At 40.1% G+C, this 20,952-nt stretch carries 17 protein-coding genes and 1 pseudogene; 15 read left to right on the top strand and 3 right to left on the bottom strand.

Annotated features, from left to right (window positions below; translation table 11 throughout):
• Positions 1-77: 77 nt before the first annotated feature.
• The 7 genes from F9B91_RS08375 to F9B91_RS08345 all read left to right on the top strand — a co-directional run bounded on the left by F9B91_RS08375 (position 78) and on the right by F9B91_RS08345 (position 10,012).
• Positions 78-1,115: an aldose epimerase family protein gene (locus tag F9B91_RS08375; RefSeq protein WP_150922950.1), complete on the top strand. Its 1,038-nt coding sequence runs from the start codon at positions 78-80 to the stop codon at positions 1,113-1,115.
• A 728-nt stretch (positions 1,116-1,843) separates the two neighbouring features.
• A complete protein-coding gene (locus F9B91_RS08370; protein WP_150922949.1) occupies positions 1,844-2,548 on the top strand; it encodes a cytidylyltransferase domain-containing protein in 705 nt (234 codons plus the stop codon).
• Entirely contained in the window at positions 2,545-3,423 is an 879-nt protein-coding gene (locus F9B91_RS08365; RefSeq protein ID WP_084923569.1) for a glycosyltransferase family 52, read from the top strand. The genes F9B91_RS08370 and F9B91_RS08365 overlap by 4 nt, the downstream gene beginning before the upstream one ends.
• 199 nt (positions 3,424-3,622) lie before the next feature.
• The gene (locus F9B91_RS08360; RefSeq protein ID WP_084887356.1) at positions 3,623-4,942 is read left to right on the top strand and encodes a glycosyltransferase; all 1,320 of its coding nucleotides are present in this window, start codon (positions 3,623-3,625) and stop codon (positions 4,940-4,942) included.
• Positions 4,943-5,103: 161 nt separating this feature from the next.
• Positions 5,104-8,238: an LPXTG cell wall anchor domain-containing protein gene (locus F9B91_RS11660; RefSeq protein WP_150922947.1), complete on the top strand. Its 3,135-nt coding sequence runs from the start codon at positions 5,104-5,106 to the stop codon at positions 8,236-8,238.
• A 263-nt stretch (positions 8,239-8,501) separates the two neighbouring features.
• A complete protein-coding gene (locus tag F9B91_RS08350; protein WP_084925995.1) occupies positions 8,502-9,359 on the top strand; it encodes a VOC family protein in 858 nt (285 codons plus the stop codon).
• Between the two features lie 95 nt (positions 9,360-9,454).
• Positions 9,455-10,012, top strand: coding sequence for a sugar O-acetyltransferase (locus tag F9B91_RS08345; protein ID WP_084925997.1), 558 nt, complete (start codon positions 9,455-9,457; stop codon positions 10,010-10,012).
• Positions 10,013-10,163: 151 nt separating this feature from the next.
• Here F9B91_RS08345 and F9B91_RS08340 read toward each other — a convergent pair whose 3' ends face one another.
• Together F9B91_RS08340 and F9B91_RS08335 are read right to left on the bottom strand one after the other, a co-directional pair.
• Positions 10,164-10,847, bottom strand: coding sequence for a DUF4956 domain-containing protein (locus F9B91_RS08340; protein ID WP_150922945.1), 684 nt, complete (start codon positions 10,845-10,847; stop codon positions 10,164-10,166).
• A pseudogene (locus F9B91_RS08335) lies at positions 10,840-11,620 on the bottom strand (polyphosphate polymerase domain-containing protein). The gene F9B91_RS08340 and the pseudogene F9B91_RS08335 overlap by 8 nt, the downstream one beginning before the upstream one ends.
• Before the next feature lie 229 nt (positions 11,621-11,849).
• On the opposite strand from F9B91_RS08335, the gene F9B91_RS08330 reads away from it, so the two are divergent.
• Positions 11,850-13,082, top strand: a complete 1,233-nt coding sequence (locus F9B91_RS08330) for a carbohydrate-binding domain-containing protein (protein ID WP_150922943.1) — start codon at positions 11,850-11,852, stop codon at positions 13,080-13,082.
• Between the two features lie 249 nt (positions 13,083-13,331).
• Here the strand turns inward: F9B91_RS08330 and F9B91_RS08325 are convergent, their stop codons facing one another.
• Positions 13,332-13,565 (bottom strand): hypothetical protein, encoded by a 234-nt coding sequence (locus tag F9B91_RS08325; RefSeq protein ID WP_049521318.1) that lies wholly within the window; start codon positions 13,563-13,565, stop codon positions 13,332-13,334.
• 612 nt (positions 13,566-14,177) lie between these two features.
• Between F9B91_RS08325 and F9B91_RS08315 the strand changes: the two genes are divergently transcribed.
• The 7 genes from F9B91_RS08315 to F9B91_RS08285 all read left to right on the top strand — a co-directional run bounded on the left by F9B91_RS08315 (position 14,178) and on the right by F9B91_RS08285 (position 20,942).
• The gene (locus tag F9B91_RS08315; protein ID WP_136937409.1) at positions 14,178-14,894 is read left to right on the top strand and encodes an ABC transporter ATP-binding protein; all 717 of its coding nucleotides are present in this window, start codon (positions 14,178-14,180) and stop codon (positions 14,892-14,894) included.
• 1 nt (position 14,895) lies between these two features.
• Positions 14,896-15,978, top strand: a complete 1,083-nt coding sequence (locus tag F9B91_RS08310; protein ID WP_049487697.1) for an ABC transporter permease — start codon at positions 14,896-14,898, stop codon at positions 15,976-15,978.
• A 39-nt stretch (positions 15,979-16,017) separates the two neighbouring features.
• Complete coding sequence (locus tag F9B91_RS08305) at positions 16,018-16,641, top strand: TetR/AcrR family transcriptional regulator (protein ID WP_000361928.1); 624 nt, start codon at positions 16,018-16,020, stop codon at positions 16,639-16,641.
• Between the two features lie 272 nt (positions 16,642-16,913).
• Positions 16,914-17,678, top strand: a complete 765-nt coding sequence (locus F9B91_RS08300) for a nucleoside phosphorylase (protein WP_150922941.1) — start codon at positions 16,914-16,916, stop codon at positions 17,676-17,678.
• Between the two features lie 33 nt (positions 17,679-17,711).
• A complete protein-coding gene (locus F9B91_RS08295; RefSeq protein WP_150922939.1) occupies positions 17,712-19,091 on the top strand; it encodes a TrkH family potassium uptake protein in 1,380 nt (459 codons plus the stop codon).
• Positions 19,092-19,104: 13 nt separating this feature from the next.
• Positions 19,105-19,770 (top strand): potassium channel family protein, encoded by a 666-nt coding sequence (locus F9B91_RS08290; protein WP_049544547.1) that lies wholly within the window; start codon positions 19,105-19,107, stop codon positions 19,768-19,770.
• Between the two features lie 155 nt (positions 19,771-19,925).
• Positions 19,926-20,942, top strand: coding sequence for a glycosyltransferase family 2 protein (locus F9B91_RS08285; protein ID WP_150922937.1), 1,017 nt, complete (start codon positions 19,926-19,928; stop codon positions 20,940-20,942).
• The last annotated feature ends 10 nt before the right edge of the window (positions 20,943-20,952 follow it).

The following is a 20,952-nucleotide window of genomic DNA, read 5'->3' as shown; positions in this document are numbered from 1 at the left end:
CATACAAGTAAACCATAGATTGTCAATTCGCTTTCTATGGTTTGTTTGATTGAGAGAAATAGAAAAAGGAGAAGAGAATGAAAGCATACACAGAGCGTGTATTTGGAAATGTTGAGGGCAAGGATGTCTTGGCCTATCGCTTTGAGACGGACGGTGGCTACCAGCTTGAGGTTATGACTTATGGTGCGACTATCTTGCGCTATGTCACACCTGACAAGGCTGGAAATTTTGCCAATATTATCTTGGGATTTGATGATTTTGAAAGCTATGTGGGAAATAGTCCCAAGCATGGAGCTAGCGTAGGCCCTGTTGCAGGTCGTATTGCTGGTGCGACATTTGAGCTTAATGGCAAGACCTATGACCTTGAAGTCAACAATGCTAGCAACTGTAACCACAGTGGTTCAACAGGTTGGGATTCGAGCTTGTTTGAACTAGTTGAGGTGAGCGATCATGGCTTGACCCTCTACACAGAGCGTACAGATGGGACAGGAGGATTTCCTGGAAATCTCAAGATTTGGATCAGTTACCACTTAGAAGAAACTGGTGCCTATGAAATCAGCTACAAGGTAACGACCGATCAGGATACGCTGGTCAATCCAACTAATCACAGCTACTTCAACTTGTCTGGTGATTTCACGCAGACGATTGACCGTCATGTCTTCCAACTAAACACAGAGGGCATTTATCCAATCGCTCCCGACGGTGTTCCTGCCAAAACTCCAGAAGCCGACCGTGATGTGGTCAAACACATCTACAATGGTGCCTTGTTGAAGGATATCTTTGCAGAAGAAGATGAGCAAATCCAGCTGGTATCAGGTTTGGATCATCCATTCGCTCTTCCTGCAGGTCATGACAATGCTGGTTTCCTTTATGACCAAAATTCAGGTCGCTTCCTGCTTTTCAAGACAGAAGCTCCTTGCTTTGTAGTCTACACAGCAAACTTTGTGGATGAGAGTGTACTTGTGGCTGGCAAACCCATGATTCAGCACAATGGGATTGCTCTTGAAGCGCAAGCTTTACCAGATGCTATTCACAGTGACCTCAAAGACCAAGTCATTCTTAAAGCTGGTCAAACCTTCACCAGTAAGACACGTTATGAGCTTGTTGTGAAATAAAGAAATAGAATTGTTGTAGGTGTTCCAGACGATAATTTTTCATGGGATTGAGATTATCTTGTCTAATCCAGTCCATCTTGCAGATGGTCAGTCTTTGTGATAGAATAGCATAAAGTCCTTTTGAGGGGGAACTTGCTAGGAAATCCCCAAGCATTGTAACGGATGAACCACCCTCGCTTTTTTGTGAGGGTGGTTTTTCAGATTTTGAGGTTGTTAATTTTAAGGGTAGCCTCGATTGGACTTTTCCAGTCCCATATTATCCTTCAAAGTAGATAGAGAGAATTACAAGAGTATAGGATTCAATCAATTATTCACTCTCAAGAAATTTATATGGAGAAAGTCTACTACCTATAAGGTTTTAACCGTTTGCTAGTTTACACAGAACCATTCGTTAAATTTTTGTAGACTTACGATGTTAAATTAGTCCTCGTTTTTAGAGGCAAAAATCAAATGTTCCTAACTTATTTGAAATGAAGTTAGGCTTAATTTGGAAGAGATGATATGGTTTGATTTTTCTAAATCCAATCTAGTAGATCTAGCCTCAATCTCTGGCTCTTAGTTCGAAATGGTTTCTAAAATATACAGAAACATTTGTTTAGTAGATTTTAGCTTGCTTTCTTTTAGTTGTTTGGAGAATGATTGAACAGAAGAGATGTTTAGATAGTGCTTGTTTTAGCTATCTGGTGATAGGTTTCTTGGCACTTATCTCTATTTTAGAGGGAGAATCTATGAATGTAAAACGTAAACCCATAGCCGTCATTTTGATTCGTTCGGGTTCACGCGGCTTAGTGGATAAAAATATCAAACCTCTTGCAGGTAAACCCTTGGTTTTCTATACCATAGAAGTCGCTCTAGCCTCCAAGCTATTTAGTGACATCTGGGTCTCCTCAGACTCACTCGCCTATCTAGAACTCTGTCGTCAAGCTTATCCAGAGATTTGTTATGTCCATAGACCAAAAGAATTGGCCCTATCAACAACCTCTAGCTTAGAGACCTTACGAGACTTTTTACAGCCCTTTGAGGAAGGTCAGGTCTTTGTGAATCTACAGGTGACCTCACCCTTGAGAGAGGTGGAGCACCTCGTCGAGTCCTATCAACTCTACTGTCAGTCTGGGGCCGACCATCTGATTTCCTGTGTTAAGGCAGACAAGAGTCGTAGTCTTTACTTGCAGTTAGCGGAGTCGTCATTTATCCGTCCGCCTCAGGTTTCCAAGCACTATGCTCGGCAGAAAGAGCCTGTCTATTACTATCCCAACGGTAGTATTTGGATTTCTCGCAAGGACCTTTACCTACGAGATGAGACCTTTTACACAGATAAGACAGTAGCCTATGAAATGCCCAAACTCTATTCTTATGATATCGACGATGCCTTGGACTTTGAAGTCGTTGAGACCTTGCTGCAACATCACCACCTAGGAGAATCAAAGAGATGAAACACCTCATCATTGCCACAACGCCCTTGCAGGCCAAGATTGCCCAGCATATCAAGGGACTCTATCCTAATCAGGACTTTGTCAGACTTTATGTCAGTCCTGTCAAAAATGCCCGTCAGGAGCATTATGCAAAGGATTTTGACCATGTTCACTATCCTCAGGATGCAGAGGACTTGGCTCAGATTTGTCAGGAGCTGGCCGGCGACTATGACACCATCTTTTATGCTAGCTTTGACAATAGCTTGATTCTGGACTTGGTTGCTAGTTCAAACTACCAACACCTCATGAGTTTTGATGATGGCTATGCGGATATTTACCCTTTGGGAATGTATGCTCTCCCTCTTCAACCCAGTCAGGTGGGGCCTTTGGGTTTGACTAGAGATGACTTGATTGAGCGGACGGAAAAGCACTTTACTCTCTATCGCAGCGACTACCATGTCGTAGCTAGAGAAAAGCTTGTTTATCTGGAGCATTTTTTTGACCTGCCCCAAGCACCCGTTTCAAATGGTAAGACGGTTAAGGTCTTGTTGGGTCAAAAGTTCTCTGAAGAGGATGACCAAATCTCCATCCGCTTTATTAGTACCTATGCCAAGGCCTTAGCCATTGACCTCTATCTGCCTCATCCCAAGGAAACCTTCACTATTCCAAACGTGACTTACTTGGAGACGGAGCTGATCTTTGAAGATGTCCTAGCCCAACTCTTTCAAGAATACGAGTTCGTCCAGGTCTATCATTTTACTTCATCAGTCAGCCTCCACTTACAAGACCTGCCCCATGTGACCATCACAGGTATTTCCCTCCCCTACTATGAGGACCGTCAAAAAGAATTGCGACGCTTAGGTTGTCAGTTTGAAAGGGTTTCACTTGGCTGGTAGCATAAATATATATATTAGGAAATGTAAATCCATGCACTAGCTTGGATTTTTTATTGGGGTATTAAGTAGATGTTAGGTATATTGATAGAATCTAGTAAAAGTATGATTCATATGATATAATTCAGATTAGTAAATCTTTCTGACAAACAAGTACAGATAAATGAGTCGCGAAGGTTACCGTATATGATAGGAGATTGTTATGACTAAAATGGTTACAATACATCCAGGGCTCTGGCAAAGAGAGGTTAGAAAATATGGCTTTGAATCATCCCAATTGTCTAGAAAGAAAATTGCAGATTATTTAGGTTGGGGACATCTATATATTTTAACCCATCCTCAAGTTCGACCAGATTGGAAGGCAGGCTATGAACAAATAGGTTTTGAAAGGGATGAATTAGTGAGTGTAAGCCATTATCAATCAGATATTGGTCATGATGAATTAAGTATTCGTCCTTCCGATATCATTGATAGGTATCCTAATGGAAAAATGACTGTTATTAATGGATTTGTGGCTAGTATTGAATTAGAAGAAGAAACTCTATATTTTACTTCCGGATTATATTTAAAGAAAAATAAAAAAGAAGAACTGGAATGGTTAAATCGAGATGGTTCGACAGCGATGCGGGCACGGTACTATAAGCCAAGAGAAGAACCAAGTCCCATTTATATGATGGAGGACAATTATTTATATTATAAAGATGGAGAATGGTTAACCTACGAAGACTTATTGATTCAGGTATTAATCAGTCTTACAGATAAGAAAGACATCTTAATTCGAGATCAACATAACGTGGTGACTCCCAAATTATGGCGCTTTGTAGAAAATACAAACCGTCTCTATTGGGAATATATCCATGACAATGTATTGCTAAATCCAGCTCATAATCTAAGAAGAAAAACTAGATATTTAGTAGCTTCAGAAGTATTAACATCAATCTTGCAAGATTTAGGGTATCACGCACAATTTATGCCACCGATTTTTGCACCTCAAGTTTCCTCAGCAGTATTACAAAGAAGAAAGCCTAGTTCCTATTGTTATGTAGGGAATATGAGTAAGGTAAAAAGGGTAGAATGGATTATAGAAGCCTTTAGGAAGTTAGAACAAGAAGGCCTACCTGTAGAAGTATTCTTATATGGTGGAGATATTGAAAAATTGAAGAAAGAGTATCCGACTTTGCCATCTACCATTCATGTTGTTGGATATGTAGATGAGGTACCTTATTGGGAACATGATGGCTATATTTCAACTTCCCAAAAGGAATTATTTGCCAATGCCTGTGTTGAAGCTATGAGTTTTGGATTGATTCCCTTGCTTTCTAATGTTGAAATTGCTCATCAATATTATGCATCTAAGAACTCAGATATTTGCTTATATGATACACCAGAGGAGTTAGCGCATCTTATCAAGTGTTTATATGAGACTGATAAAGAAATCGAGCTAGAAAATACAAGTAAGTTTGTGAATCGATATTCAAAAGAACAAGTTTCTAAGAGATATTTATCACTCATGAACGCCTAAAAATGAAATAGATAATGAGATTTTATTGGATATCTTATTATCTATTTTTTTTAATTTCCTTTATGTATAATTGTTTGATAAAGGAAACTGAGAGTGATATACTAGTATAGTTAGTATAATTTTTTATAATGAGTAGAAAGAAATAAAAGGGAAAAGACCTTATGAAAAAAGATACAATTCAAAAATATTCATTACGTAAATATAAAGGAATTGGTGCAGCGTCTGTTTTATTAGGGATGATGGTTGTTGGAGCTAGTCCGGTATTGGCTGAAGAAACTACAAATACAGCTAATGAAACTACAGTAACACCTGCAAAAGATAATGTGGAAATGGAAACGTTGAGTAATGGTACTGGTAGCTATACAATGCCAAAAATGCATGTGTTTGATAGGACGGATGGTGGTGGACGACTGCATGGGGATGAAAACTGGTATGAGAAAAAGCATAAACAATTCGAAGAAGACGTTAAGGAAGATTTGAAAAGGGTAGAGGATAGTAATATAAAAAAATCCGGTTCGGATACATTTAAGGATACAAAAGTATCATATGTAACAAAAGAAGGAAAAGTTCTTAAAGAAGAATCTGATGTAGAAATTCCTGTTGGTGATAAACATCTTTCTAGTACTACTATGGATTATAAAATTCGTGGACTTTTTGGTAAACGTTATGAAGGAAATGTAGCAAATTTAAATAATGATGTTTTAAGTAAAATCAAAGAAGCTGATAAAGTTTTAGAAAAAGAGGGAAAAAAATATCATAAGATTGATACAGAAGTAGATAAACATGAAGGTACTTCAAAAGAAACTACATTTAATGATATAACTGTTCACGCAAATCCTGGAAATCTACACAATGAAGATGGAAGTATTCGTTATAATAATATTAAAGAAGGTAGTAGAGTTTGGCTTGTTTCTGAAACATCTGAAAATCAGTATGGAAAATATGTGTTAGCGACAAAAACGTCAACTTCAGATGACTCTTGGGTAGTAGAAACTTTTAAAAAAGGAGAAGAGAACGCCAAAGCTTTCACGAAAGAAAACATAAATTCTGAAGGTGGAATAAAAGAAGGGGATACAATCTTAGTAGTTGAGAAAAATGAAGTTGCGTTAAAACTAGGAGCAGCATCAACAGCAACAGAACAAGCAGCATATACAGCAGGAGTATTTTTTAATGAAAAATCACTATATGAGGGACTGAATGGGTTATTAGGTAATCAATTAGAAGATCTTGCTAAAGAACAAGAACAAACTATTGAAAACAAACGTCTGAACAAAAAAGAAGAAACTTGGGAAGAATTATACAAAAAACAATTAATAAATGAGCATCTAGTAGATAAACAAAATAGACCTATTTATACTGCGTATGAGACATTCCATGGTTATATCAGAACAAATGGTGACTTTAAAGAGTACAGTGATATTGAAAAATATATCTCAATCTTAAAAGAAAAATTTGGAGAAGGACCGATTAAAACTAATTGGGATAATACTAGGGATAAAATAGAGCCAAAATTTATTGGGAATATTGAAGAATTTAAAGACACTAGTAATTATGAAGAAGAAAAAGCAAATGTAGAAAAATTTAAAGAATCTCATAAAAACATTCAATATGTAAATGAAGTACCTAGTGATGCGAATTTTGTAAAAAATGTATTTGAAGTAAATGTCGATTATAAGTTAGGGAATAAAGACGAGGATGAAAATTATCCAAGCGATGAAAATGAGACAGAAGATTCAAGTAAAAAATATCTTGCGTATACAACAGGTTCTAGAGAAGTTAGATATTCTGGTGGGCACAGTAATTATCAATATGGAATAGGGCAACTATATAAAGAATATACAAAAGATGGTGTTACATATAGAGTAGCCTCACCAACAAAATATGATCAATATGCTTATGTATCAGGACCATCAATTACAGAAATTCATTATTACAATTTGTATCAACCAACACGTGCTTATCACGTTAGTGAAGAGTTAACAAAGGTCAAAAATATCTACGCCAAGGAAGAAACAGAGACAACTGAAAGTAAAGGTAGTGTCATTGTTAAGTATGAATTAGCGGATGGAACTTCTATTAAAGAAAGTACAGATGTTGTTAAAGATGCAGTGATATCTTCTACAGAAACTAAATATTACTTAAATAAGGATAATCAAAAAGTAGTAGTAGGAACACCAACGACAACAAACAAAGAGGTTTCATATGATGCTACAACGGTAAAACTACAAGAAATCACCAAAGATGGTAAAAAATATAAACTAGTAGGACTGAAAACTGGCTCTCCGGCTGAGACAGGAAAAGTTGCATCAGGAACTACTGAAATTACCTATGTCTATAAACTAGCAACGGGTGGAAATGTATTTGCAAAATACATGTTAGAAGGAACAACTACTGAAATAGCAGCAGGAAAACTACTAACACAAGATGCTTCTATAGGAGATGAATATACGTCTACTGCTCCTAAAGTGGGAACAATACTTCAAAAAGATGGTAAGTCTTATTTTTACAAAGGACATCGTGCTACATCAGCGCCTGAAATAGGTACAGTTGATGAAAATGAAAAAACAGTTATTTATGACTTTTTAGAATACTTTAGTGAAAAAGGTGAACCAGAAGTACAGCCGGAATTACCAGAAGGAATTGTAAGTGAGAAGGGTGAACCAGAAGTACGACCAGAATTACCAGAGGGAGTTGTAAGTGAGAAGGGAGAACCGGAAGTACGACCAGAATTACCAGAAGGTATTGTGAGTGAGAAGGGTGAACCGGAAGTACGACCAGAATTGCCAGAAGGAGTTGTAAGTGAGAAAGGTGAACCAGCGATTCATCCTGTAGCTCCATTATTGATTACTCGTCATATTATTATTGGATCAAATGAAGAACTTATTCCAATTCAAATTGGTAAATTGGCTCCTAAATCTGATATCATATCGAAAAATGGTAAGAAATATCGATATACAATGACCCATGAAAAAGATGGCATTATTACCCATTTATATACGGAGGTAATAGGTGATGATGTAACGAAACCACAGAATCAAGAATACCTTCAGTCAAATCCTGTTAAGATTGATGAACCTACAAAACAAGAAGGTTCTCATCAAGATGAAGCGGTTGCCCAAGAAGAGGACAAGTCATCTCAGGGGCAACACTCAGAATCTGGGGAAGAGTTACCTCAAACAGGGCAAGATGAACTTCCAAACACTGGTACAGAAGACAATGCTAGCCTAGCAGCACTTGGACTTTTAGGTGTCTTGAGTGGATTTGGATTTCTTGCTCGCAAGAAAAAAGAAGACTAATTCTAATTAGATTTTCTGACAAGAAAAAGGAGTAGGATATCATATCCGCTCCTTTTCTGTTGAGGTTGAGATGAGAGTCATCTTAGAGCTGGTTAAAAATTTTCAATGGTTTGATTATCAATTCTCTGTAGATTTTCTCGTTCTAATCCCATATAGACAAGATTACAGAATCATAATCTATAAATTGTCTGGCTTGACTTTCTTGATGGAAATTATATAATAGTTGTAACGAAAAGAATTACAATGAGAAAAGAGAACCATTTATGACCTATGAATACAAGAGTCACATTTATTTGGCAGAGGCAGTTTTAAATGTAAAGGATTTGGCAAGTCAAACAGCCTTTTATCAGCAAGTGCTTGGTTTAGAAATCTTATCTCAAACTGAGACAGAGGTCATTCTGGGACTTGGAGGAAAAGCCTTGGTACACTTGATTCAAGCACAAGAGAGCGATGAAGTAAGGGAACATTATGGTCTTTACCATCTGGCTATTCTTTTGCCGACACGCAAGGCTTTGGCAGATGTCTTAAAACACCTGACAGATTTACAGATTTCTCTTGTCGGCGGTGCAGATCACGGTTACAGTGAGGCCCTTTACTTACAGGATTTGGAGGGAAATGGCATTGAACTCTATCGAGATAAGCCGGTTTCCACATGGGATATTCGAGAAGATGGACGCATTATCGGAGTGACGGAGGCTCTTGCGGCGCAGGACATTTATGAGTTGGGGGAAAGAGTAGAGCCCTTTATCCTGGCAGAAGGTACGAGAATGGGGCATATTCATCTTTCCGTCAAGGATAGTCGAAAGTACAGCCAGTTTTATCAAAATGTGTTAGGGTTAGAGGATAAATTCAGTGTGCCTAGTGCTAGTTGGATTGCAGCTGGGGACTATCATCATCATTTGGCAGTCAACGAATGGGGAGGAAAAGATCTGGCTTCGCGTAAGCAAGGCTTGCCAGGCTTAGCCTATTATGTCATTGAGGTTGCGAGTAAGGAAGAACTGCTAACGATTGCGCAACGAACACAAGAAGTTGACGCACCAATCAAGTGGCTGACATCGAGCCAGTTGGAAATCACAGACCCAGATGGAATTGTGACTCGTATCCGTTTAGACAGGATATGATGACAATCAGAGTATCAATTGTAGGAAGTGCTCCTTATTCTAGTCAGATATGTAGAAAATTTGATATGATAGTAGAGAACAAGGAGAAGAAAACAATGACCAGTGAATATCAGAAAATGATAGCGGGAGAGGTTTACCGTCCATCGGATCCAGAATTGCGAGACTTGGCTCAGGCTTCTCGCCAAAAACAGTCTGCTTTTAACAAGGAAGAAGATCCCTTGAAGGGGGCGGAGATTGTCAAGACTTGGTTTGGTTCGACTGGGAAAAATCTCTATGTTAATCCACGCCTGGTGGTCGACTATGGAGTCAATATCCATCTAGGGGAAAATTTTTATTCTAATTGGAACTTGACCATGCTGGATGTCTGCCCCATTCGCATCGGTAACAATGCTATGATTGGTCCCAACTGTCAGTTCTTAACTCCCCTCCACCCACTAGATCCGCAGGAACGCAATTCAGGGGTCGAATACGGAAAGCCCATTACCATCGGTGATAATTTCTGGGCTGGAGGTGGTGTCATTGTCCTTCCGGGAGTGACACTGGGGAATAATGTTGTTGCTGGAGCAGGGGCCGTGATTACAAAGTCCTTTGGCGACAATGTTGTTTTAGCTGGCAATCCTGCGCGCGTGATTAAGGAAATACCTGTGAAATAAAGCGATTGAGCAAATAGTTTTTAAGATAAGAAAAAAGCATCATATCAGGTGTTTAAAAAACGTTGATAGGATGCCTTTTATCATAAATTAGATTAACTTTTTTTCAATTGAGTGTTTACCTAGCTTTTTGATAGGTTTCACGCTAGAAGTTTTACAAATTCTTTCTCTTCTTGGCATTTTTGGTCAGGGAAACCTGGTAAGTATCCTGTTCTCTAGTGAGGTAATGGATGATTTGAAAGTCGTTGGTTTGAGCCTTGAAATCCACTTCATAGACAGTGGTGACTTGTTCTCCATCATTGCTGGTATCAATAGAGATGAGGTCTAACTCAGTACAGAATTGTGATAGCCCAGATTGGATAGTTTGGAGTTTTTCTTCTTGGTTGGCAATTGTGATGGTTAATAGTCTACGACGTTGGTGATTGCTCTTGCTTTGTTGCTTTTCTAAAAGAAGCCATACTGCTAAGATAAAGACGGTGAAGAGAATAGCTAGAGCTAGGTAGCCTGTCCCTGCTGCCAGCCCGATAATCATGGCAAGGAAGATCGCAATTAGCTCCCGTGAGCCACTGGTAGCTGAACGGAAACGAATGAGGCTAAAGGTTCCTGCAACAGCGATAGAGGTTCCTAAGCTGCCATTTACCAGAAAGATGACCAAGGTCATCAAGCAGGGGAGTAGGGTCAAACTAACAGCAAATTCCCGTGTATAGAGGGTACGGTGTTTGTAAGCCCAGGTCAGCGCCAAACCTAAAATCAGGCTGACCAAGAGAGCCAGAAAGAGCTGGATAGGATTGGCAGTGGCAGTTGTGTCGTTGAAGATAGAGTTGAAAAGATTAGACATAAGTAGTACCTACACTTTCTGTGCTTGGTCGTGGGCTATAGTCCAGCCCTTGAGACTTGTGGTAGGCACAGCTGTATTTTGAAAATTTCTGCTCTACCAGTCCATATTGGTCGAGAATATCTTGTAGCCATTGGGGTTTTCTACCTGGAGCTTTAATTTCCATGATGACAATGTCCTCGTTTAGTAGAGGGAAACCGTCCTTTCCTGAGAATAAACTGACATTATCATCACGATAGGTTAGATTTTGGTCAATGGTGATACGAATTTTATTGTAGGGAAAACCGATAATTTCTTTCTTTCTTTTCCTTGAGAGAAAAACGGTCATAGTATATATACATACGAGGGATAATGGCTTGCTGATATTCCTCTTGGAGTTGCTGGATTTTTTCAATCATCATTCGATCCTTGATACTGCTATCCAGCTGTCCCTTGGTCATAAACTGGGTGATAGACTGGGGAGTCGATAAGAGACGATGTTTTCGTCCGACACCAGCTCTGTCCTTAGATTTGATTTCTAAAAATACCTGACTATCAGGCTGGACTTGACTGAGATAGGTTCGCATCCGAATCTTTTCTTTGCGCTTAGTACCTTGGCCATCCTCCTGAATCATATCAAATTGCTCTGTATCAAAGTAGATGTTGGAAATGGTCGAAGTTGGATAATCATCCTCTACGAGGTATATTTTTAAGTTCTCTATTAAATTAGCCAAGTCACCCTTGGCAACGACATATTTGGTTTCAATTCGTTTAAAGCTTGTTTCAATTGGTTTCATAAATCCTGTCTCCTTTATCAAACTATTTCAGTACACTATCTTATTAGAAGATAGTTGTGTCTGGGCAAGTTGAACTTGCTTGTAATTAGTCTATGGAATTTTCCTAAAACTTTTGTTAAAGATAACTTAACTGAAACTGAACTTAAGAAAACTTTCAGAAAAAGTTTAGATTTTTTTCAGACTTACCCTGTAAACTAAGGTCAAGCTAAAGGAAAGCGAGGAAAAAAGTATGAAATCAAAAAAATGGACCCTAATCTTAACCAGTTTAACAGCTTTGACCTTGATGACAGCTTGTGGGCAGTCAACGACCAAGTCAAGTACAACTGCAGCGGCAGATACCACTGCTATCACAACTTCAGCTAAAAACAGTCAATCTTCTTACTTTACAGAAAAGGACTACGACACTTCTTATGATGAAAGCACTGCTTCTAAGATTGAATTGTCAGGCTCATCCGCAAGTATCTCTGGAGACGGGGTGACAGTTTCTGGCTCAACGGTGACCATCTCAAAAGCAGGTACCTATGTGATTTCAGGTCAGTCTGACGGAGTGCAGATCAAGGTAGAGGCAGATAAGTCGGCAGATGTTCATCTAGTCCTAAAAGGTGCCACCATGACCAATACAAATGCAGCGATTTCTGCGACATCAGCCGGTCATGTCTACCTGACTCTAGCAGAGGGAACCACCAACAGTCTCTCTGACTCAAGCTCTAACAGCGACGAAAAAGCAAATGCCGCTCTCTTTTCAAAGGTTGATTTGACCATCAATGGCTCAGGTACTCTTACTGTAGATGGCAAGAAGAACAATGGTATCAAGGCTAACGACACTCTTCACATTACGGGTGGAACCTATAACATCACATCAGTTGGCGATGCCTTTAATGTCAATGATGAACTTAATGTCACTGGTGCGACCATGACCATCGATGCAAAGGAAGATGGTGTTAAAGTTGATAATGATGACGATATGACTGTCGGAAATATGTATTTAGCTAACAATACCATAACAGTCACAGCAGGGGATGATGGCATTCACGCTTCTGGCAACCTAGTGATTGATAGCGGTACTTACACAGTCAAGAATTCGACTGAAGGAATTGAAGGAAAAGGCATTACGATCAATGGTGGTGATATCAATATCTACTCGACAGATGATGGTGTGAATGCAGCTAATAAAAATGCCCAGCAAAGTGATATTTACTTTACCATGACAGGTGGTAATCTAACTGTTGAAGTCGGTCAAGGGGACACAGATCCAATCGACTCAAACGGAAATATCACGGTCACAGGCGGTACTATTAAAATGACTGGTCAAACAGGTTTTGACTTTGATGGAACCGCGACCTATACAGGCGGAGACATCTATCTAAATGGCGAAAAACAAACGGAAATCGTTAACTCTATGTCTGGAGGCGGAGGTCCGAATGGAGGTCCTGGCGGTCCAGCCCCTGGCGGACGAGGATAAACAAAAAGGATAGCATTTTAAGAGAAATGTTATCCTTTTTATATCGGTGATAGATTGATATATTACGAGTGATTTTATAATCGTAGCTTTCAAAGGCTAAATTGTTCAGTCATCCGTTTTTGTTTACTTAAATTTCTTGAATTTTAAGAAGGTATTGAGTAGTTTTCCCTTAAATGTTTTGTTTTGGTAGGCGATTGTGAGGGAATTGAAAAATTCAACTGCTAGGTGTTCTTGGTGACCGAGCTCCATCTAGCTTGGGGTTTCTTCTGGGGAAAAGACGCCTAATTTGATGCGGAGTCCACCTTTTTTCATCTTGAACTGATGCATACCATACATCTTGATATCAAGGCTTGTATCGGACATGAGAGTAGCAGTATCACCTGCCATAGAAATTTTTGTATCGGCATCCGGAACGCCTGTTTTTTCAGTATCTAGACTGATAAAGATTTTTTGATAAGTTGGTTGACCGTACTCTCCAATCAACTCCTCACTTCCTGTCCACCGTGAACTCCAGCAAATACAAAATGTTCAGGGTGAATTTTAAAAGGAAGTGCTTGGTCACCCATTTTATTTAGTCCTTGGTTGAAGGCGAAGAAATCTCTCAAAGTAAATCCATCCACGTAAGCAGCTTGTAGGTTACGTCCCTTAACCGAATTCTTAGAAATGCCATGCCGTATTTGGTCTGATTCTGCTAGACGGTCAGCGTAGAGTTCGAGGATTTTTTGACTTCCAAGGGCTAATTTGGTTTCAATTAGGTCTTGAAAATTTCTTAGTCTGTTTCATATAAAATTGAGTAAAATGAATTCCCATTACCAAGGTCATTAGAGTTGCGATAGCAATGACAATGGTTGGATTAGCCGAGAAAAGTAGAGGGAAAATAGGCCTTTAAAAAGTGGACAGAAAAGACCATTTCGGAGTATAGAGAGGAAGTTCAAAAAATTTTTAGAAATAAGACATGTGCATTATAAACATCAGATACGAATCTGGTGCTTTATTTTTTAAAGAATTTCAACTTTTTCTTGACAAGTGAGTAAACACTCACTATAATAGGTCTATATTCAGTAAGTGAGTAAACACTCACCTAGGAGGAAGCATATGAAAAAATTGCTACATTTACAAGATTTGGATAAGTCTTTTTGTCGTCAAATGGTTTTGAATCATGTCAGCTTTGAATTGCAGCTGGGAGAAATTATAGGCTTAATAGGTCCGTCTGGTGCTGGTAAATCAACTATGATTAAGACTATGTTAGGGATGGAAAAAGCTGACGGAGGGGTTGCTTTGGTATTGGATCATACTATGCCCAATCGTCATATTTTAGGAGATATTGGTTATATGGCCCAGTCAGATGCCTTATATGAGGCTTTGTCAGGTCAAGAAAATCTGGAATTTTTTGGTCAGCTAAAAGGGCTATCCAAAAGAGATCTGACAGCTGAAATTGCCCATGTGGCTCAAGTTGTGGATCTGGCAGAGCATTTGAATAAAACGGTATCCGGTTATTCTGGAGGAATGAAGCGACGCTTGTCTTTAGCCATCGCGCTTCTGGGGAATCCTCAGCTCTTGATTTTGGACGAACCGACAGTTGGAATCGACCCTTCTCTTCGGAAGAAAATCTGGAAAGAATTATTCGCGCTTAGAGACAATGGGGTTGGGATATTAGTTACTACCCATGTTATGGATGAAGCAGAGTTAACGGATAAGGTCGGCTTATTATTAGGTGGAAAAATCATTGCTTTTGATACACCGCAACACTTAAAAGAAAGTTATCAAGTTTCAAGTATTGAAGAAGTATTTTTGAAAGCAGAAGGAGAGTAAGATGAGAACCATTGCTATTGCTAAAAAAGTTATCAAAGAATTGCTTCGTGACAAACGAACCTTGGCTATGATGTTTGTAGCGCCGGTATTTATTATGTGGCTGATGAACCTCATGTTTTCAGCTAGTACAACCGTGAATGTCAAGTTAGCGACACAAGATCTACCAACTGGTTTGATAACGAAAATGGATGAGCTTGATCATGTGGACATCGAGACTTATCAAGACTTAGATCAGGCCAAAGAAGCGCTAGCAAATGAAAAAGTCGATGCTGTGATTTCTTATAAAGACGGTGAGTATCAGGTCGACTACGCAAATACAGATGCCTCCAAGACATCTATGATACGACAAGTGTTACGAACAAGTATCGCCAGTGAAGGCACCGATCAGTTACTATCTCGTATCAAACAAGCTCTTCCACAATTGAAATTAGATGCAAAGGCGCCTGAAATCAAAGAATCTTACCAATATGGAGATAAAAATACTGGATTCTTTGCACGTATGATTCCAATTTTAATTAGCTTTGTGGTCTTCTTCTTTGTCTTTTTGATTTCTGGTATGGCACTTTTGAAAGAGCGCACAAGTGGAACCTTGGATCGCTTGTTAGCAACCCCAGTGAAACGTTCTGAAATTGTCTATGGCTATATGTTGTCTTACGGTATTATTGCGATTTTTCAAACGGCAGTTGTCGTCTTAGCAGCAATTTGGCTACTAGATGTAGAAGTTGTAGGAAATATTTTAAATGTTATAATAGTTAATGTGGTACTGGCTCTTGTAGCACTAGCTTTTGGAATTCTCTTGTCTACTCTAGCAAAATCAGAATTCCAAATGATGCAATTTATTCCTCTCGTGATTATGCCTCAACTCTTTTTCTCAGGGATTATTCCATTGTCATCCATGGGAGCATGGGCTCCAACTGTGGGGAAATTTTTGCCATTAACCTATTCTGGTGATGCAATAAGCCAGATTATTCTTTACGGACACAATCTTGGTGATATTTTGCCAAATCTTGGTGTTTTAATGATTTTCTTGATCATTTTAACAATTCTCAATATTGTTGGATTGCGTCGTTATCGTAAAGTTTAGAAATCAACATAAATAATGCTAAAAAGGTGTGAAGATTAGATGGATAAGACTGTTTTTGAATCGTTTGAAGATTACTTAGAAGAAGCGAATTACCCTCAAGGAAAGAAAAAAATCATGCAGGCAGCAGTGGATCTCATATCAACTAGGAGTTACCATGGGACCTCAACTCTTCACATAGCTGAGCGTGCTGGACTAAGCCAGGCAACTTTGTTTAAGTATTTTAAGACGAAGGATGATCTACTGACGGCTATTTTACATCCTGTAGTCCCAGGCATTTTCGGTAGTTTTGTTGAGGAACTCTTAGCTTTTGAAACGACAGAAGAGAGGGTTCGTTATCTCGTCCACGATCGTATGAGCTATCTCAAAAAAAATCGTGCTTTGATGAAAATCATTCTGCAGGAGAGTTTTTCAAATAAGAAACTAAAAAATGAACAGATTTTTATCTGGAATGCTATTCAAGATAAACTTCGAGTGCTTCATAAAGAATTGCTAGCAGATCCACGTGTAAATCCAGAGTTAACGATTCCTCAAATGGTTCGTATTTGTGTTGGTCCATTGTTGGCTTACTTCGCTCAACTTTATATCGTTAGCGACAACGGAGAAATAAAGGAAGAGGACCTAGACTTATTAGAAAAACAGATTTTAGGTGGTTTGTGGAAATAAGGGAGTTCTAGAAGAGCTAAGATTTATTTACTTGACTTTCAAACAAGCTAAAAAAGACATGTTCTGCTTATTTCAGATTCATGTCTTTTTTGTTGTTGGATTTTGTATTCTTCATAAGTCCTCAATCGCTTTGCCAAAACAGAAACCGACTTCTCCAGCGGTGCAACGATTTCTCAAGTGTATGGAAGAGGAGATTTCTGGCTTGCTAAAGAGAATTCCTTGACACTCTGTCAGCTTTTGATACAATAGTACAAAATCAGAGGAGGTGGATTATGACTCAAAAACATGCGATTCCTATTTTAGAGTTTGATGACAATCCTCAGGCGGTCATCATGCCTGATCACGACGGGCTAGACTTGCAGTTGCCTAAGAAGTGTGTCTATGCTTTTTTAGGTGAGGAGATTGACCGTTATGCGAGGGAAGTAGGGGCGGACTGTGTCGGCGAATTCGTTTCAGCCACCAAGATCTATCCAGTCTATGTCGTTAACTACAAGGGAGAGGGAATTTGTCTGGCTCAGGCACCTGTCGGCTCCGCTCCAGCAACCCAGTTTATGGATTGGTTGATTGGCTATGGTGTGGAGCAGATTATCTCTATTGGTACCTGTGGTGTGCTGGCTGATATAGAAGAAAATGCCTTTCTAGTCCCTGTTCGTGCTCTGCGAGATGAAGGAGCTAGTTATCACTATGTGGCCCCTTCTCGTTATATGGAAATGCAGCCAGAGGCTATTGCTGCTATTGAGCAAGTTTTGGAGGCCAGAGGGATTCCCTATGAAGAAGTTATGACCTGGACCACAGATGGTTTTTACCGAGAAACAGCTGAAAAGGTGGCTTATCGCAAGGAGGAAGGCTGTGCTGTTGTGGAGATGGAGTGTTCTGCGCTTGCGGCAGTAGCCCAACTGCGTGGGGTTCTCTGGGGAGAATTGTTGTTCACAGCTGATTCCTTAGCAGACTTGGACCAGTACGATAGTCGTGACTGGGGTTCAGAAGCTTTCGAGAAGGCCTTGGAACTCTGCCTTGAGATTGCCTTTCAGATATAGCTACTCTCCTTCTTTTTATGGTACAATGGATATATGTTATTCAAATTATTTGTGAAAAAAATTGAAAGGGCCTTGGGCGGACTTTCGCCAGCTCGTCGCATCTTTTTAAGTTTCGCTGGAGTTATTTTTATAGGCTCTCTTCTTTTGAGTTTGCCTTTTGTTCAGGCGAGTGGTTCGCAGGCTACTTATTTTGACCATCTTTTTACGACGGTGTCCATGGTCTGTGTGACTGGCCTTTTTACGCAACCAGTGGCTACTACCTATAATGTCTGGGGGCAGTTGATCTGTATGCTCTTGATACAGATCGGTGGTCTGGGACTCATGACTTTTATCGGGGTCTTTTATATTCAGGGGAAGCAAAAGCTCAGTCTTCGCAGTCGTGAAACCATTCAGGAGAGCTTCAGTTACGGGGAGGCTCGGTCGCTGAAGGCCTTTATGCGCTCCATCTTTTTGACGACTTTTCTAGTGGAGGGCTTGGGTGCCTTTCTACTAAGTTTCCGTTTTATTCCTGAGTTCGGCTGGGGACGAGGCATTTTCACCTCTATCTTTTTAGCAATTTCAGCCTTTTGTAATGCTGGTTTTGATAATTTCGGCAGTAGCAGTTTAGTGGCTTTTCAGACGGATCCCTTAATCAATCTGGTTATTGCTGGCTTGATTATCACAGGTGGTCTTGGCTTTATGGTCTGGTTTGACTTGGCAACCCAGTTTGACAAGAAGAAAAAACGCCGTCTGCGTTTCCACACCAAACTAGTCCTCTTCTTGACTGCAGGGATTTTGCTGTTTGGGACAGTATCCACACTCTTTACGGAGTGGCACAATCCAGGAACCATTGGCAATCTCAGTGTGCCAGAGAAAGTGCTGGTCAGCTTTTTCCAAACCGTCAGCATGAGAACGGCCGGTTTTGCTTCTATTGACTATACTCAAGCTCGACCTGTGACCTTGTTTATCTATATCCTACAGATGTTTCTGGGTGGAGCGCCTGGAGGGACGGCTGGGGGGCTCAAGATTACGACTTTCTTTGTCTTGTTGGTCTTTGCGCGTAGTGAATTGCTGGGCTTGCCTCATGCCAATGTTGCGCAGAGAACCATTGAGGCTCGAACAGTCCAAAAATCCTTTAGTGTCTTCATTATCTTTTTGATGACCTTCTTGTTGGGCTTGATGTTGTTGGGAATTACGGCAGAAGGAACACCGCGATTTATCTACCTCATGTTTGAGACCATTTCAGCCCTTGCGACAGTTGGGGTGACGGCAAATCTGACACCAGAATTGGGCAAGCTAGCTCTTAGCATTGTCATGGTGCTCATGTTTATTGGCCGTATCGGTCCCTTGACCTTGCTGGTTAGTCTAGCTGACTACCAGCCTGATAAGAAAGATTTGATTCAGTATATGAAAGCAGATATTAGTATTGGATAAGAAAGGAAGAATGATGTCAGATCGTACGATTGGAATTTTAGGCTTGGGGATTTTCGGGAGTAGTGTCCTGATGGCCCTTGCCAAGCAAGATATGAATATCATTGCTATTGACGACCACGCCGAGCGTATCAATCAATTTGAGCCAGTTTTGGCGCGTGGAGTTGTGGGCGATATTACAGACGAGGAACTCCTCAGAACTGCAGGAATTGATACCTGTGATACGGTTGTAGTGGCAACAGGGGAAAATCTGGAATCGAGTGTGCTTGCAGTTATGCATTGTAAGAGTCTAGGGGTACCAAGGGTTATTGCCAAGGTCAAAAGCCAGACAGCTAAGAAGGTGCTAGAAAAAATCGGTGCTGACTCGGTGATTTCACCTGAGTATGAAATGGGGCAGTCTCTAGCGCAGACCATTCTCTTTCATAACAATGTTGATGTCTTTCAGCTGGATAAAAATGTGTCTATCGTGGAGATGAAAATTCCGAGTGTCTGGGCAGGTCAAAGCCTGAGCCAGCTAGATCTACGTGGCAAATACAACCTCAATGTCCTAGGATTTCGTGAACAAGAAAATTCACCCTTGGATGTCCAGTTTGGCCCTAATGATCTCTTGAGGGCAGATGCCTATATCTTGGCAGTAATAAATAACCAGTATCTAGATGACTTGGTAGAATTAAATTCGTAAGGAGGGGAATCCCCTCTTTTTTGATGCTCAAAATAGCAAATAGAGATAGCAACCCTTGTATTCTAGTAAAAGTCCTTCAGAAGCTGGACTTTATGGTAGAATAGAAAGAAGTGACAAGAGAGAAAGAAAAAATCAGTCCCCTAAAGGAGTAGATTATGAAGTTATTGTCTATCGCCATTCCTAGCTATAATGCCGCAGCCTATCTTCATTACTGTGTGGAGTCGCTAGTGATTGGTGGTGAGCAAGTTGAGATTTTGATTATCAATGATGGGTCTCAGGACCAGACTCAGGAAATCGCTGAGCGTTTAGTCAGCAAGTATCCTAACATCGTTAGAGCCATCTATCAGGAAAATAAGGGCCATGGCGGTGCGGTCAATCGTGGCTTGGCGGAGGCTTCTGGGCGTTATTTTAAAGTAGTTGACAGTGATGACTGGGTGGATCCCCGTGCTTACCTGAAAATTCTCGAAACCTTGCAGGAACTAGAGAGTGAGGGGCAGGAAGTTGATGCCTTTGTGACTAATTTTGTATATGAAAAGGAAGGTCAGTCTCGTAAGAAGAGTATGAGTTATGAGTCAGTCTTGCCTGTCCAGCAGATTTTTGGCTGGGACCAGGTCGGAAATTTCTCAAAAGGTCAGTATATCATGATGCACTCGCTGATTTACCGGACAGATTTGTTGCGAGAGAGCCAGTTCCAACTGCCTGAACATACTTTTTATGTCGATAATCTTTTTGTCTTTACCCCCCTTCAGCAGGTCAAGACCATGTACTATCTGCCTGTTGATTTCTATCGTTATTTGATTGGGCGTGAGGATCAGTCTGTCAATGAGCAAGTGATGATTAAGCGCATTGACCAGCAACTCAAGGTTAATCGTCTTTTAGTAGACCAGCTTGATTTGTCCCAAGTGAGTCATCCAAAAATGCGAGAATATCTGTTGAATCATATTGAAATTACGACGGTGATTTCCAGTGCCTTGCTCAATCGAGCGGGCACAGCAGAGCATCTGGCCAAAAAACGGGAGCTGTGGACCTATATTCAGCAGGAAAATCCAGAGGTCTTTCAGGCTATTCGGAAGACCATGTTGAGCCGTTTGACCAAACATTCAGTCTTGCCAGCCCGCAAACTTTCCAATGTCGTTTATCAAATCACCAAGTCTGTTTATGGATTTAATTAATATAAGTATT

Origin of the sequence: Streptococcus mitis (assembly GCF_008763935.1) — a bacterium.
Classification (GTDB): domain Bacteria; phylum Bacillota; class Bacilli; order Lactobacillales; family Streptococcaceae; genus Streptococcus; species Streptococcus mitis_DB.
This window is presented reverse-complemented; position numbering and strand designations above follow the sequence as displayed.

Coding starts and splice junctions, on each gene's coding strand:
- F9B91_RS08375 (WP_150922950.1), top strand. CDS start 78: ATGAAAGCATACACAGAGCGTGTATTTGGAAATGTTGAGGGCAAGGAT.
- F9B91_RS08370 (WP_150922949.1), top strand. CDS start 1,844: ATGAATGTAAAACGTAAACCCATAGCCGTCATTTTGATTCGTTCGGGT.
- F9B91_RS08365 (WP_084923569.1), top strand. CDS start 2,545: ATGAAACACCTCATCATTGCCACAACGCCCTTGCAGGCCAAGATTGCC.
- F9B91_RS08360 (WP_084887356.1), top strand. CDS start 3,623: ATGACTAAAATGGTTACAATACATCCAGGGCTCTGGCAAAGAGAGGTT.
- F9B91_RS11660 (WP_150922947.1), top strand. CDS start 5,104: ATGAAAAAAGATACAATTCAAAAATATTCATTACGTAAATATAAAGGA.
- F9B91_RS08350 (WP_084925995.1), top strand. CDS start 8,502: ATGACCTATGAATACAAGAGTCACATTTATTTGGCAGAGGCAGTTTTA.
- F9B91_RS08345 (WP_084925997.1), top strand. CDS start 9,455: ATGACCAGTGAATATCAGAAAATGATAGCGGGAGAGGTTTACCGTCCA.
- F9B91_RS08340 (WP_150922945.1), bottom strand. CDS start 10,847: ATGTCTAATCTTTTCAACTCTATCTTCAACGACACAACTGCCACTGCC.
- F9B91_RS08330 (WP_150922943.1), top strand. CDS start 11,850: ATGAAATCAAAAAAATGGACCCTAATCTTAACCAGTTTAACAGCTTTG.
- F9B91_RS08315 (WP_136937409.1), top strand. CDS start 14,178: ATGAAAAAATTGCTACATTTACAAGATTTGGATAAGTCTTTTTGTCGT.
- F9B91_RS08310 (WP_049487697.1), top strand. CDS start 14,896: ATGAGAACCATTGCTATTGCTAAAAAAGTTATCAAAGAATTGCTTCGT.
- F9B91_RS08305 (WP_000361928.1), top strand. CDS start 16,018: ATGGATAAGACTGTTTTTGAATCGTTTGAAGATTACTTAGAAGAAGCG.
- F9B91_RS08300 (WP_150922941.1), top strand. CDS start 16,914: ATGACTCAAAAACATGCGATTCCTATTTTAGAGTTTGATGACAATCCT.
- F9B91_RS08295 (WP_150922939.1), top strand. CDS start 17,712: ATGTTATTCAAATTATTTGTGAAAAAAATTGAAAGGGCCTTGGGCGGA.
- F9B91_RS08290 (WP_049544547.1), top strand. CDS start 19,105: ATGTCAGATCGTACGATTGGAATTTTAGGCTTGGGGATTTTCGGGAGT.
- F9B91_RS08285 (WP_150922937.1), top strand. CDS start 19,926: ATGAAGTTATTGTCTATCGCCATTCCTAGCTATAATGCCGCAGCCTAT.